The following is a 12,490-nucleotide window of genomic DNA, read 5'->3' on the forward strand; positions in this document are numbered from 1 at the left end:
GGCCCATTGCATCTGAAGACATGGTCCCGTCGCGGCAGCAACGCCTGCTAATTTGTTGCTCCGTCATGGCCGGGCTTGTCCCGGCCATCCACGTCGTTCGGCGCGCTGCGAAGGACGTGGATGCCCGGGACAAGCCCGGGCATGACGACGTGGAGACGGGCGAGGGCAAAATGCCCATCGTTAGCTGCGATGGTCCTGGGAAAGTGCGGCGAGGGCGTTTCTCGCTCTCGATGCTGAAGATGCGCGGCTGAGACATATCGGCGCTTTCGTTGGCCGCGGGACGCACCGCCGCCGTCTCGCGGCGCGTCTGCGTCCGAGCTTTGCCATTGGGCATGCCCTCTTCTCGAGGAGAGGGCACGGGGAATGCCGGGAGCTGGCCGCCCCCATGGCCCGCCTGCGGAAAAAAATGCAGGCGGCAGGAACCACAGGTTCAGCCGAGTCATCCCGGCATTCCCCGCGCGATGGTTGGGCGGCTTATACGCACTCTCCCCGGGGACCGGGCTGTCTTGCCCCCGTGACCGGCGGATCATCATCACCGCCAGCGTAGCCTCAGCGTCGGGAGGCCAGGACCATACGATTTCGCCGGCGCATCAGAATCGTTCGTCCGCATGAGTGATCACGCTGCGACCCGACACGCCCACCGCATCCCGCCTCAACGTCCGTGACGACCGCGAAGCGCCCCTCTGATCGAGACGGGATGGTGATAGTCAATCACAAATTCCGATAAAGCGAAAGTGGAATATTTTTAGCGGGATGTCTGAGAGCGGTGATCGGCTTGAAAGCGCGGCACAAACTGGCTTTCGGGGCAGCGGTTTGATGGTTGCGTCGACTGAGAAGGTCGAACGGGAGCGTGCCCGTCGGGCGACTCAGTGGCCATAGGCTCGCGGGCGGGAGAAGATTCATTCAGTGGTGCGGTACAGGGCTGAGACCCAGGAAGGCCTGCTCAACTGAAAAGTACCAAGCCAAATAGATGAGTATCAGTGAGGCCACACAGGCGCAGGCTACCTTTTCCCGAAACACTGTCTGACTTGTTCGTAATGCCCACAACGAGCGGGTATAAGTCTGCCAGTTTGTATGGTGTTTGAGGACTCACGGATGGTTTCTTTCGACGAAGCGAGAGAGTTGGCCGCCAGACACGTCGCGGAACTGGAGCAAGTGGCTGGATGCGAGTTGGTGGTTCTTGAAGAGGCCACGAAAAATGTGGAGCAAGGATGGGTCTTCTTTTATGACTCAAAGTTGCATCAAGAGACGGACGAGTTTCAGTATTCGCTTGCCGGAAACGCTCCCATCTTCATAGATCGGGACGGCAAGCTCCGAAATTTGCCTACCTACCTGTCGTGGCAGGAAGGGCTGAAGCTGGTGCTTGCAGAAAATTGAGACGGGTTTGATCGTCGCTCTAGAAGAGAACTGCCGGAAATACGTCTTTGCTCCTGCCAAATCTTCTTGCAGGATGGCGGAATGACAACCGAAGGTTGTTCTTCCGCCGATATCTCGCCCAGCAACGCAGACGCTGCCGCATGCGTTCGTGCAATCCTGGCCGCCGTCTGCCCCCTGGCGGCCGAGTACTATGCCCTACAGGTAAGCCCCTGGGCGTCACCGGTGAGATCGCCGAGTTCGCCGCCGCAGAATGCCTCGGTCTTGGCGCGTACCGCTGGGTATGACGCCGTTCGCCAAAGTCCGAACGGACCCGTTCGTATCCAGATCAAGGGCCGCGCCTGCACCGGGAATGCAAACCGAGGCCAGCGGATCGGGCGCATCGAGCTCGACTCCGCCTGCGACGTGGCTCTACTGGTGCTACGAAATACGGTGACATTGCTGGACTGCACCCCTTAAGTGAGACACGATAATTTCTGTGACAGTGGGGTAGCCACGACGACTATCGTGCCTTGTTTTGCGCGAACGCGGCTTCGAACTCAATAGGCGATCGATAGCCGAGCGCCGAGTGCAGGCGCTCCTTGTTGTAGACATCCGCAATGAAGCTATCGATCCGGCGGCGAGCGTCTCTTATGTCGGAGAACGCCTTGCCGTTGACCTCCTCGGCCTTGAGCGTCTTCATGAAGCTCTCAGCCTTGGCGTTGTCGAAGGGGTTGCCCGGCCTGCTCATGCTGATCGTGATGTCGCGATCCGCTAATATTTGGCGATAGGCGATTGACGCGTATTGCACGCCGCGGTCGGAATGGTGGATCAGGCTGCTGCGTTGCGGCTTGCGGGCCTCGATGGCCTTGTTCAATGCTGCAATCGCGAGCGAGGCATTGAGCGTGTTCTCGAAGGCCCAGCCAACCGCCTTGCGCGAGAAGGCATCGAGGATGACCGCGAGGTAGGCGAAGGTCGTGGCGAGATGGACGTAGGTGATGTCTGCGACCCAGATCTGATCGGGAGCGGACGGCACCAGGCCGCGCACCAGATTGGGCACCACGACGATGTCCCTTGGTCGCTCTGCAGGCGGCTTCAGGAATGGCGCCTTGCGCTGTGCGAGAAGATTGTCCTCGCGCATGAGCCTGAGCACCTTCTTAGCATTAACGACCATGCCTTTACGTCGGATGGTGGCCGTCACGCGCCGGTAGCCGTAGAACGGATGCTTCAGGCAAATGCGTTGGATCTGGTCGCGCAGCTCGCAGTCGGCAGTCTCACGACTGCGTTTGTTGAGATGCCGGTAATAGGTCGCGCGTGGCAGGCCGGCCAGACCGCAGAGCCGTTGCACGTCGGCGTGGGACTCCGTTGCCTCCGATGTCATGGCTTGGATGACTTCGATGATGCGGGTGCGGGTCCGCCTTGCGCTGCCGGCCGCTCCAATGCGCGCAAGGCTTGCCGAAAAAAATCGAGATCCATCTGCTGACGGCCGACAAGCCGTTCGAGTTCGGCGATGCGAGCATTTGCGCGCGTCAGCGCAGACCGCTTGTCGTCATAGGTTGCCGTAGCTTTGAGCTTCCGGGGGCCGGGCTTCGGCCCTCGCTTGCGGTTCAATCCCTCGGGTCCTTGCGCCTTCCAGGCCTTGATCCAGTCATGCAGGATCTTGCGAGATATCCCAAGCTCGCGAGCCACAGGCAGAACGCCTTCGCCTCGCTCGACGCGCTTGATCGCCTTCAGTTTGTAAGCCGTCGGAAACTGACGGTTCTTCCCTCTTGCTGCCACAGGTCATCCTCGAAATGCCTGTCACAGAAATTATCGTGTCTCACTTAAGGGGTGCAGTCCAGTGCACTAAATGCCCCGGAGCGGCGGATTGTGAATTAAGTGCACTGTCACCATAATCCTGGGATTGTGAATTAAGTGCACTGTCACCGTAATCCCATACGATTTCGCCGGCGCATCAGGACCGCTCGTCCGCATGAGTGATCACGCTGCGACCCCGACACGCCCACCGCATCCCGCCTCAACGTCCGTGACGACCGCGAAGCGCCCCTCTGATCGAGACGGGACGGGAGCAATCAATCACGAATTCCGATAAAGCGAAAGAAGAATGTTTTTCGCGGAAGATCTGGACAGGGGTGATCGCCCTGAGCGGACAACAAAATTCAGTTTTGAGGCGCAGGAGGTTCAGCAGTCGAAATCGATGGCGAAGGGCCTCGCCTGATAGCAACCATGCCCGACGGGCGACTCGCCGCCACGGACGGTCATTGATGCGGGACTTTGCATGCGCTGCGCCGCAAATGCGTGCGCCGGCCAATACAACCTGAAGGTATTTTGACTTGTGTTTCTGATTTGTTCTATCTAATATTCTTGGCGGTGAGTGAAGGGAGAACGACGGTGAAGCGGGCGGGGCATTTGTTGCTGTATGTCGCGATCGTTGCGGGCGGTTTCCATCAGGCGCTGGCGCAGCCCTCGGCCAAGTCCGAGAGCCCACGCGTTGCTGCGACGGCGCCTGCCAAGATCCTGCTCAGCGCCCACAGGGGCGATGCGACCATTCTGACCATCTCCGACCAGGATAGCGACACCGCCGCGGTGACGTTCCGGATCGAGCTCGACGACGCGATCGAGAGCTGCCTGCGCGAGCCGCCGCCTGACGACATCAAGCCGGCGGAAGTGGCGCGTTGCGCCAAGCAGGTCATGGATCTCAACGCCGGCAAACAGACCAAGCGGCGGGCGATGTGCTCCAAGAACACGGTTTATACCGAGTTCGGCAACTACTCGCTGGTCGGCACCGGGGAGCCTCAGTCGAGCGGCGAAGGAAAGAAGATGATCCGCACCAACTGGAAGGATCATCGCAACGAGCAGATCGTCGACAACAGCACGGCGGCGAGGACGGACGCAATGCTGAGTACGTTTCAGATCCTGTGTCCATCCGCCTACAAGGCGAAGTTCGACGGCTACTACGCGTATTGAGGCAGGAGCGCGCGATCGGCGACTACCAGTCGAGGTTGGCCGAGCGGCACGTCTCGCAGACGCTCACATCGTCCTTCCGGGAAAGCGGACGACGGCAGCGGTGGCACGTGCCTTCCGTCAGCGTTACATGCAGCGTCAGAGCTTTGGCTTCCCTCATCGAGAAGCCAAACTGGGCGACGAGCAGTTTGTGGCCCTCAATCTGGCTGCGGCGGATTTCGGCTGCAATTCTCGCCTTGTCCGTTGCTGACAGCGAAGGCGGCCACGTGACGGTTGTGGTGCACTTGGGACAGAACACCGACAGGCGGGCATATTCGACTGCGCCGTTCACGACCGCACCTTCCGCTTCTCGATCGTCATCACCCCCGCCCGCGATACGGCGCCACGCCCTGGTCCGGCACCCACAGGCCCTTCGGCAGCTTGCCCGTTTGCCAGAACACGTCGATCGGGATGCCGCCGCGAGGGTACCAGTAGCCGCCGATGCGCAGCCATTTGGGCTTGATCTCTGACGCCAGGCGCTTGCCGATCGCGACGGTGCAGTCCTCGTGGAAGGCGCCGTGGTTGCGGAAGCTCGCGAGGTACAGCTTGAGCGACTTGGATTCGACCAGCCAGGGACCGGGGGCGTAGTCGATGACGATATGGGCGAAGTCCGGCTGACCGGTCACGGGGCAGAGCGAGGTGAACTCGGGCACCGTGAAGCGGGCCAGGTAATCCGTGTCCTTCTGCGGATTGGGAACGCGGTCGAGCTTGGCCGCGTCCGGACTGTCGGGCGTCGCCACCTCGCGGCCAAGCTGAAGGCCGGCGGATGTCAGGGATGGGTTGGATTTTTTCGCCATGTGTCGTGTCACCTGCCGCAGAGGCGCCCCTTTAGCCAATCGGAGCGCCCACGTCATCCGCTTCGTGATTTCCGCGTCAGGTGGCCTTTTCGCCCCCGTGACCTTGCGGTAGAAGCAGCGCAACAACGTCCACCCAGAAACGCCCGCGAGAGGACCTCATGACCGCCATCGTCGACATCATTGGCCGCGAAATCCTGGACAGCCGTGGCAATCCCACGGTCGAGGTCGACGTCGTGCTGGAGGACGGCTCGGTCGGCCGCGCCGCCGTGCCGTCCGGCGCCTCCACCGGCGCCCATGAGGCGGTCGAGCTGCGCGACGGCGACAAGCACCGCTATCTCGGCAAGGGCGTGCTGAAGGCCGTCGAAGCCATCAACGACGAGGTCTATGAGGCGCTCAGCGACATGTCGGTGCAGGACCAGGTCCAGATCGACCAGATCCTGATCGAGCTCGACGGCACGGAGAACAAGAGCCGGATCGGCGCCAACGCCATTCTCGGCGTCTCGCTCGCCTGCGCCAAGGCGGCGGCGATTTCCTACGACATGCCGCTGTATCGCTATGTCGGCGGCACCTCGGCCCGCACCCTGCCGGTGCCGATGATGAACATCGTCAATGGCGGCGTGCACGCCGACAACCCGATCGACTTCCAGGAATTCATGATCATGCCGGTGGGCGCGCCGAGCTTCGCGGAAGCGCTGCGCTGCGGCTCGGAGATTTTCCACACGCTGAAGGCCGAGCTGAAGAAGGCCGGCCACAACACCAATGTCGGCGACGAGGGCGGCTTCGCGCCCAACCTGCCGTCGGCGGACGCCGCGCTCGACTTCGTCATGAGCGCGATCGGCAAGGCCGGCTATACCGCGGGCGAGGACGTGATGCTGGCGCTCGACTGCGCCGCAACCGAGTTCTTCAAGGACGGCAAGTACGTCTACGAGGGCGAGAACAAGTCACGCTCGCGCTCCGAGCAGGCCAAGTATCTTGCGGACCTGGTCGCCCGCTACCCGATCGCTTCGATCGAGGACGGCATGTCGGAGGACGACATGGACGGCTGGAAGGAGCTGACCGACCTGATCGGCCACAAGTGCCAGCTGGTGGGCGACGACCTGTTCGTCACCAACGTCAACCGTCTCGCCGACGGCATCCGCAACGGGCGCGCCAATTCGATCCTGATCAAGGTCAACCAGATCGGCACGCTGACGGAGACGCTGGCCGCGGTCGAGATGGCCTACAAGGCCGGCTACACCGCCGTGATGTCGCACCGCTCGGGCGAGACCGAGGATTCGACGATTGCCGATCTCGCGGTCGCCACCAATTGCGGGCAGATCAAGACCGGCTCGCTGGCGCGAGCCGACCGCACCGCCAAGTACAACCAGCTGCTGCGCATCGAGCAGGAGCTGGATGCGCAGGCCAAATATGCGGGCAGGGCGGCGCTGAAGGCCTTGGCCTGAGCCTGCGCTGAATAAGAACCAACAGGGGAGGCGCGCATGGGTGTCGAGGCAGGCCTGCAACTGCGGACGCTGATCAAGCGCAGCGGCGAGCTCGAGCTCTCGCTGGTCGACGTGCCGACCCCCGAGCCGGGGCCGGACGAGGTCGTGGTGCGCATCGAGGCGGCGCCGATCAACCCGTCCGATCTGGGCCTCCTCGTCGGCGCGGCCGATCTGTCGACCCTGCAGGCGTCCGGCACGAAGGACCGCCCCGTGATCACCGCCAAGGTGCCGGAGGCGGGGATGCGGGCGATGGCCGGCCGGCTCGACGAGTCCTTGGCCGTCGGCAATGAGGGCGCTGGCGTCGTGGTCAAGACCGGCTCGTCGGACGCCGCCAAGGCGCTGATGGGCCGCACCGTCGCCGCCATCGGCGGCGCGATGTACAGCCAGTATCGCTGCCTGAAGGTCTCCGAATGCCTGCCGCTGCCGGCCGGCACCACGCCGGCCGAGGGCGCCTCCTGCTTCGTCAATCCGCTGACCTCGCTCGGCATGACCGAGACGATGCGGCGCGAGGGCCATACCGCGCTGGTGCACACCGCGGCGGCCTCCAATCTCGGGCAGATGCTCAACAAGATCTGCCTCAAGGACGGCATTGCGCTCGTCAATATCGTACGCAGTGCAGCACAGGCCGAGCTGCTGCGCGGCATCGGCGCAAAATATATCGTGGATTCGACGGCGCCGACCTTCATGGATGACCTGATCGCTGCGCTGGTCGAGACCGGCGCCACCATCGCCTTCGATGCGATCGGCGGCGGCAAGCTCGCCGGCCAGATCCTCAATGCGATGGAGGCCGCGATCAACAAGTCCGGCAAGCACCCCTACAGCCGTTACGGCTCGAACGTGCACAAGCAGGTCTACATCTACGGCAGCCTGGATACGCGCCCGACCGAGATCACGCGCGGCTTCGGCATGACCTGGAGCGTCGGCGGCTGGCTGCTGTTTCCGTTCCTGATGAAGATCGGCAAGGCGGATACCGAGCGGTTGCGGCAGCGCGTCGTCGACGAGCTCAAGACGACCTTTGCGAGCCACTACACCAAGGTCGTATCACTTCCCGAAGCCCTCGATCCGGCCAATCTCGCCGTGTACGCCAAACGGGCCACCGGCGAAAAATTCCTCATCGACCCCAACAAAGAGAAGTGACCTAACGTCGCTCCCCGGACGTTGCTGACGGGCTTGCGTTTGGCCCGCATGCGGAGAAAATCCGCCCCGTTTGTCTGGGGGCGGTGTCAGCCGCATGGAGCACTGAGGAGAGATTTGTCATGACCCGATTGGATCGCCGTCGATTTCTGGCCGGTGCGGCCCTCGCCGGAGCTGCAACCGCTTTGCCGCCGCTGGCCGCGCCGGCACGCGCGGCGGTTGCGCCCGCCGGCGCGCAGGCGCCCGGCTTCTACCGCTACAAGGTCGGCGACTACGAATGCACCTCCGTCAATGACGGCGCGCGTACCTTCCCGATGCCCGACAAGTTCGTCGTCAACACGGCGAAGGACGACGCGCTCGCGGCTGCCGAAAGCGCCTACATGCCGAAGGGCATGATCACGATCCCCTTCAATCCGCAGTTGATCAACACCGGCTCCAAGCTGGTCCTGATCGACACCGGCAACGGCGCTGGCGCCTTCGAGGCCAGCAAGGGCGCGGTCGGACGCACGCTGCAGAACCTCGCCGCGGCCGGCGTCGATCCGAAGTCCATCGACGTCGTCGTGCTCTCCCACATGCACGGCGACCACATCAACGGCCTCAAGCTCGCCGACGGCTCGCTGGCATTTCCGAACGCCGAGCTGAAGGTGCCGGCCAAGGAGTGGGCGTTCTGGGCCAGCGACGAGAATGCCGCCAAGGCGCAGACCGACCTGATGAAGGGCAATTTCGCCAACTTCAAGAAGGTGTTCGGCGGGCTCGAGAGCAAGGTCACCCAGTACGAGTGGGACAAGGAAGTCGCGCCCGGCATCACCGCGCTCGGCACGCCCGGTCACACGCCGGGCCACACCTCGTTCGCGGTCGCCTCCGGCAATGCCAGGGTCCTGATCCAGGCCGATGTCACCAACGTCCCCGAGCTGTTCCTGCGCAACCCGGACTGGCACGTGATGTTCGACACCGATGCCGCGATGGCGCAGGAGACGCGGCACAAGTTCTACGACATGGCCGCCGCCGAGAAGGCCCGAGTGATCGGCTTCCACTTCTCGTTCCCCTCGGTGGGCTATGTCGAGAAGGACGGCGCCAAGTACCGGCTGATTCCGGCGCCGTGGAATCCGGTGATCTGAGGTCTCATTGCGAGCCAACGGGTCCGCGCGAACGCGCGGCCCGATGACAGGCTCTGCGAAGCAATCCAGGGCCAGGTCGGGACTCTGGATTGCTTCGTCGCTGCGCTCCTCGCAATGACGAAGAGGAGAGATCGCGCGAACAGCCCGCCTTCGGGCGGCCTGAGCGTTTTTGCATATGCGAAATGTCGGGCTTTCCGCGCCTGTTGCCAACCCCTATGTCGAGCACCTCGGAAATCCCGCAGGATTCGTATGTCGACCGATCCCTCTCCCTCCAACGCCGATCTCTCCAACTGGCGCACTGCTCCGTTCAGCCGCTGGGCCTTTCACAACATCCGCGCGATCCTGCCGGTCGCCGACATCGAGAGCGCGCCCGGCAGCGCATGGCCGCTGCCGGCGAGCCACGTGTCGTTCGACGATTTCAGCGTGCGGCTGCCCAAGGGCGGCACGCTCGATCTCGACGGTTTCCTGAAGGCGACGGCGACCGACGGGCTCCTGATCCTGCAGGACGGCCGCATCGTCTTCGAAATGTATGACGGCGGCACCGATCGCGACACGCCGCACATCCTGATGTCGGCGACCAAGTCGATCACCGGCCTCATCGTCGGCATCCTGGCCGGCCGCGGCGAGCTCGATGTCGACGCCGAGGTCACGCGCTATGTGCCGGAAGTGGCCGCCACGGCCTATCGCGGCGCCACGATCCGGCAGCTGCTCGACATGCGTGCGGGCGTCGTGCTCGATGGTGCCGGCCTGCAGGCCTATGCCGACGCCGCGGGCTGGGAGCCGGTCGCGCCGGGCACGACGCCGAACCTGCACGATTTCCTTGCGACGATGCGCGCCCGGGCGGCGCCGCATGGCGGCGCCTTCAGCTACGTCTCGTCCAACACCGATCTCCTGGGCTGGGCGATCGAGCGCGCCACCGGCCGCAGCTTCGCGAGCCTGGTCAGCACCCTGTTGTGGAAGCCGATGGGCGCCAGCGGCGAGGCCTTCATCACTCTCGACCGCAAGGGCGCGCCGCGCTGCACCGGCGGGTTCTGCGCCACGCTGCGCGACGTTGCGCGGCTCGGCCAGCTCGTGCTGTCAGGCGGCCGGCGCGGCTCGCACACGATCATCCCCGAGGGCTGGCTCGACGACATCAGGCACAATGGCGACGCCCAGGCGTGGCGCGACGGGCAGTGGCGCGACAGCTTTGCCGCCATCAGCCGCAACATGCATTATCGCAGCGGCTGGTACGTCATCAACGACCAGCCGCAGCTCATGTTCGCGATGGGCATTCACGGCCAGAACCTGTTCGTGGATACGTCCAACGACATCGTGATCGCCAAGGTCTCGTCATGGGCGCAGCCCGTCGATGGCCAGGCGATCTGGCTGACGCACCAGGCGGTGGCGGAATTCACCCGTCACCTCAAAGAGACGGGTTGAGCCCGAGGGAAGCGGCAGGCGGGTGGGGGCATCGAGCGCCTCTTGCGATGAAGCGCAGTGTTTCGCGGGATCCGGTTTCATGCACTTGCATGTTCCTGCCGGAGCGCTTTAAGTGCCCCTCACACGCCGCTCCTCAAAGGATCTCCCCATGCCTGCACCCTATTCGATCGTCGCCCTCGTCGGCAGTCTCCGCAAGGAGAGCTTCACGCTCAAGATCGCCAAAGCCCTGGCCAAGCTGGCGCCGGTCAGCCTGAAGATCGACGTCACCACGCTCAACGGCCTGTCGTTCTTCAACCAGGATCTCGAAGCCAATCCGCCGGCCGACTGGCTCGCCCTGCGCGACAAGCTGAAGGCCTCGAACGGCGTGCTCATCTTGACGCCCGAATACAACCGCTCGATTCCCGGTGTGCTGAAGAATGCGATCGACATCGCCTCGCGCCCCTATGGGCAGAGCTCGTTCCTGGGCAAGCCGGTCGGTCTCATCGCCAACTCGCCGGGTGCGCTCGGCGGCGTCGCGGCGGCCAAGCACCTGCAGAACATCATGCCGGGCATCGCGGGTCCGGTCATGGGGCAGCCGGAGATCTACCTGAACGGGGTCGGCGACGCCTTCGACGTCCAGGGTGAGCTGGTCAAGGATTCGCTCAAGACGGTGCTGCAGCAATATCTGGAGGCGTTTGCCGCCTTCGTGGCCAAGCAGAACGGCTGACCAGGGGCGTCGCAGTGCCTCCGCCCGTGCGGCGGTCGCCAACTGCATGACGGGTATGATGCGGGCAGGGCGTTGACGCGCCTTGCCCGATCCGTTTCAAGGCAACGCCGGACCTGCGCAAGGATGCGCATTGCCAAGGAAGCACGATGGCCCATTCGTTCACACCCGCGTCGTCGGCGAAGCCCGGCCCGAACCAGCCGGATCTCGACTCGGAGGCCGTCTGGCAGGCGCGGGTCGATCTGGCGGCCTGTTTCCGGATGGCGGCGCGGCATGGGCTCGAGGAGGGCATCTGCAACCACTTCTCGGCGCTGGTGCCCGGCTATGACGACCTCTTCATCGTCAATCCCTACGGCTATGCCTTTCGTGAGCTGACCGCCTCGAAGCTGTTGGTTTGCGATTTCGACGGCAACGTCATTGCCGGCGACGGCCGCCCGGAGGCGACCGCGTTCTACATCCACGCCCGCATCCACAAGGCGCTGCCGCGCGCCAAGGTCGCGTTCCATACGCATATGCCGTATGCCACCGCGCTCTCGATGACCGAAGGCGATCCGCTGATCTTCGCCGGGCAGACGGCGCTGAAATTCTATGGACGAACCGCCGTCGACGCGAACTACAACGGGCTGGCGCTCGACGCGCGCGAGGGGGACCGCATCGCCGGGGCTGTCGGTGATGCCGACATCGTCTTCATGAAGCATCACGGCGTCATGGTCCTGGCGCCGACCATCGCCGAAGCCTGGGACGATCTCTATTATCTCGAGCGCGCCTGCCAGGTTCAGTGCCTGGCGCTGTCGACCGGGCGCAAGGTGGTGCCGGTGGCGCCCGACATCGCCGAGGCCGCCTATCGCCAGATGCGGGAGGGGGATGCGGAATCGGCGCGGCTGCATCTCGAAGCGATCAAGCGGACGCTCGACGCCGAGGAGCCCGCCTATCGGGCTTGAGCGCGTAGCGGCACGGGGGCTCAGGGTTAGCGTTTCCTTAACCGGGGCGCCGCATTCTCGGGCCATGGTCTCCCGCGCGCGCCTCAAATCCTTCCTGACCGGGCTAGCCCTCTACACGATGGCGGCCGCCATCATCGGCTATTTCGGCATCAACGCCTATACCGGCCGGTACGGCCTGACCGCGCGTCAGGAGCTCGACCAGGAGATCGTTGCGCTCACCTCCGAGCTCGCCCGGTTGAAGCAGGAGCGGGCGGAGGGTGAGAAGCGCGTATTGCTGCTGCGCTCCGACCGGGTCGATCCCGACATGCTCGATGAACGCGCCCGTTTTCAGCTCGGCTATGCCAACCCGCGTGATCTGATCCGGATCAATCGGCCGCAGTGACGCGTGTCCCTTCGCCGCGGTGCCTAAACTTTAGCAGGCCGTGGCGTCAGGAATTTCAAAAACGCGCTCATCAGCATTCGTTTATTTCGCGCTCGTTTGCAGTGCGGCAAAGCAAAATGAACCGCAATTCACGCAGTCCTTTTACGTGCCTTGGAGTTG

13 protein-coding genes are annotated in these 12,490 nt (G+C 63.7%); 9 read left to right on the forward strand and 4 right to left on the reverse strand.

From position 1 onward, the window contains the following. Positions 1-1,095 precede the first annotated feature (1,095 nt). Positions 1,096-1,377 carry a YrhB domain-containing protein gene (locus tag QX132_RS03245; protein ID WP_315738196.1) on the forward strand — a complete coding sequence of 94 codons (282 nt, stop codon included), beginning with the start codon at positions 1,096-1,098 and terminating at the stop codon, positions 1,375-1,377. A gap of 499 nt (positions 1,378-1,876) precedes the next feature. On the opposite strand, the gene QX132_RS03250 is transcribed toward QX132_RS03245, so the two are convergent. Then, positions 1,877-2,734 (reverse strand): IS3 family transposase, encoded by an 858-nt coding sequence (locus tag QX132_RS03250; RefSeq protein ID WP_315757083.1) that lies wholly within the window; start codon positions 2,732-2,734, stop codon positions 1,877-1,879. Then, positions 2,731-3,132 (reverse strand): helix-turn-helix domain-containing protein, encoded by a 402-nt coding sequence (locus QX132_RS03255; protein ID WP_315705390.1) that lies wholly within the window; start codon positions 3,130-3,132, stop codon positions 2,731-2,733. Before QX132_RS03255 ends, QX132_RS03250 begins: the two co-directional genes overlap by 4 nt. Before the next feature lie 612 nt (positions 3,133-3,744). Here QX132_RS03255 and QX132_RS03260 point away from each other — a divergent pair. Then, positions 3,745-4,320, forward strand: coding sequence for a hypothetical protein (locus QX132_RS03260; protein ID WP_316160061.1), 576 nt, complete (start codon positions 3,745-3,747; stop codon positions 4,318-4,320). 22 nt (positions 4,321-4,342) lie between these two features. Here the strand turns inward: QX132_RS03260 and QX132_RS03265 are convergent, their stop codons facing one another. Both QX132_RS03265 and queF read right to left on the reverse strand, forming a co-directional pair. Beyond that, positions 4,343-4,648 carry a hypothetical protein gene (locus QX132_RS03265; RefSeq protein WP_315738194.1) on the reverse strand — a complete coding sequence of 102 codons (306 nt, stop codon included), beginning with the start codon at positions 4,646-4,648 and terminating at the stop codon, positions 4,343-4,345. Between the two features lie 28 nt (positions 4,649-4,676). Further along, the gene (gene queF, locus QX132_RS03270) at positions 4,677-5,153 is read right to left on the reverse strand and encodes a preQ(1) synthase (RefSeq protein ID WP_315738193.1); all 477 of its coding nucleotides are present in this window, start codon (positions 5,151-5,153) and stop codon (positions 4,677-4,679) included. Positions 5,154-5,311: 158 nt separating this feature from the next. Between queF and eno the strand changes: the two genes are divergently transcribed. The 7 genes from eno to QX132_RS03305 all read left to right on the forward strand — a co-directional run bounded on the left by eno (position 5,312) and on the right by QX132_RS03305 (position 12,331). Next, positions 5,312-6,595: a phosphopyruvate hydratase gene (gene eno, locus QX132_RS03275; protein WP_315738192.1), complete on the forward strand. Its 1,284-nt coding sequence runs from the start codon at positions 5,312-5,314 to the stop codon at positions 6,593-6,595. 36 nt (positions 6,596-6,631) lie between these two features. Continuing rightward, positions 6,632-7,771, forward strand: coding sequence for a zinc-binding dehydrogenase (locus QX132_RS03280; protein ID WP_316160064.1), 1,140 nt, complete (start codon positions 6,632-6,634; stop codon positions 7,769-7,771). A gap of 119 nt (positions 7,772-7,890) precedes the next feature. Then, on the forward strand, positions 7,891-8,886 hold the full coding sequence (locus QX132_RS03285) for an MBL fold metallo-hydrolase (RefSeq protein ID WP_316160066.1): 996 nt from the start codon (positions 7,891-7,893) through the stop codon (positions 8,884-8,886). A 249-nt stretch (positions 8,887-9,135) separates the two neighbouring features. Continuing rightward, the gene (locus QX132_RS03290; protein WP_316160068.1) at positions 9,136-10,305 is read left to right on the forward strand and encodes a serine hydrolase; all 1,170 of its coding nucleotides are present in this window, start codon (positions 9,136-9,138) and stop codon (positions 10,303-10,305) included. A 148-nt stretch (positions 10,306-10,453) separates the two neighbouring features. Next, the gene (locus QX132_RS03295; RefSeq protein ID WP_316160069.1) at positions 10,454-11,011 is read left to right on the forward strand and encodes an NADPH-dependent FMN reductase; all 558 of its coding nucleotides are present in this window, start codon (positions 10,454-10,456) and stop codon (positions 11,009-11,011) included. 146 nt (positions 11,012-11,157) lie between these two features. Next, the gene (locus tag QX132_RS03300; RefSeq protein ID WP_316160071.1) at positions 11,158-11,949 is read left to right on the forward strand and encodes an aldolase; all 792 of its coding nucleotides are present in this window, start codon (positions 11,158-11,160) and stop codon (positions 11,947-11,949) included. 64 nt (positions 11,950-12,013) lie between these two features. After that, the gene (locus QX132_RS03305; protein ID WP_315780149.1) at positions 12,014-12,331 is read left to right on the forward strand and encodes a septum formation initiator family protein; all 318 of its coding nucleotides are present in this window, start codon (positions 12,014-12,016) and stop codon (positions 12,329-12,331) included. Positions 12,332-12,490: the final 159 nt, after the last annotated feature.

Source organism: Bradyrhizobium sp. SZCCHNRI20481, from assembly GCF_032485055.1.
Taxonomy (GTDB): domain Bacteria; phylum Pseudomonadota; class Alphaproteobacteria; order Rhizobiales; family Xanthobacteraceae; genus Bradyrhizobium.

Excerpts from the sequence above, each read along its gene's own strand:
- QX132_RS03300 (WP_316160071.1), top strand. The coding sequence starts at position 11,158 with ATGGCCCATTCGTTCACACCCGCGTCGTCGGCGAAGCCCGGCCCGAAC.
- QX132_RS03305 (WP_315780149.1), top strand. The coding sequence starts at position 12,014 with ATGGTCTCCCGCGCGCGCCTCAAATCCTTCCTGACCGGGCTAGCCCTC.
- QX132_RS03295 (WP_316160069.1), top strand. The coding sequence starts at position 10,454 with ATGCCTGCACCCTATTCGATCGTCGCCCTCGTCGGCAGTCTCCGCAAG.
- queF (WP_315738193.1), bottom strand. The coding sequence starts at position 5,153 with ATGGCGAAAAAATCCAACCCATCCCTGACATCCGCCGGCCTTCAGCTT.
- QX132_RS03250 (WP_315757083.1), bottom strand. The coding sequence starts at position 2,734 with ATGACATCGGAGGCAACGGAGTCCCACGCCGACGTGCAACGGCTCTGC.
- QX132_RS03245 (WP_315738196.1), top strand. The coding sequence starts at position 1,096 with ATGGTTTCTTTCGACGAAGCGAGAGAGTTGGCCGCCAGACACGTCGCG.
- QX132_RS03285 (WP_316160066.1), top strand. The coding sequence starts at position 7,891 with ATGACCCGATTGGATCGCCGTCGATTTCTGGCCGGTGCGGCCCTCGCC.
- eno (WP_315738192.1), top strand. The coding sequence starts at position 5,312 with ATGACCGCCATCGTCGACATCATTGGCCGCGAAATCCTGGACAGCCGT.
- QX132_RS03290 (WP_316160068.1), top strand. The coding sequence starts at position 9,136 with ATGTCGACCGATCCCTCTCCCTCCAACGCCGATCTCTCCAACTGGCGC.
- QX132_RS03280 (WP_316160064.1), top strand. The coding sequence starts at position 6,632 with ATGGGTGTCGAGGCAGGCCTGCAACTGCGGACGCTGATCAAGCGCAGC.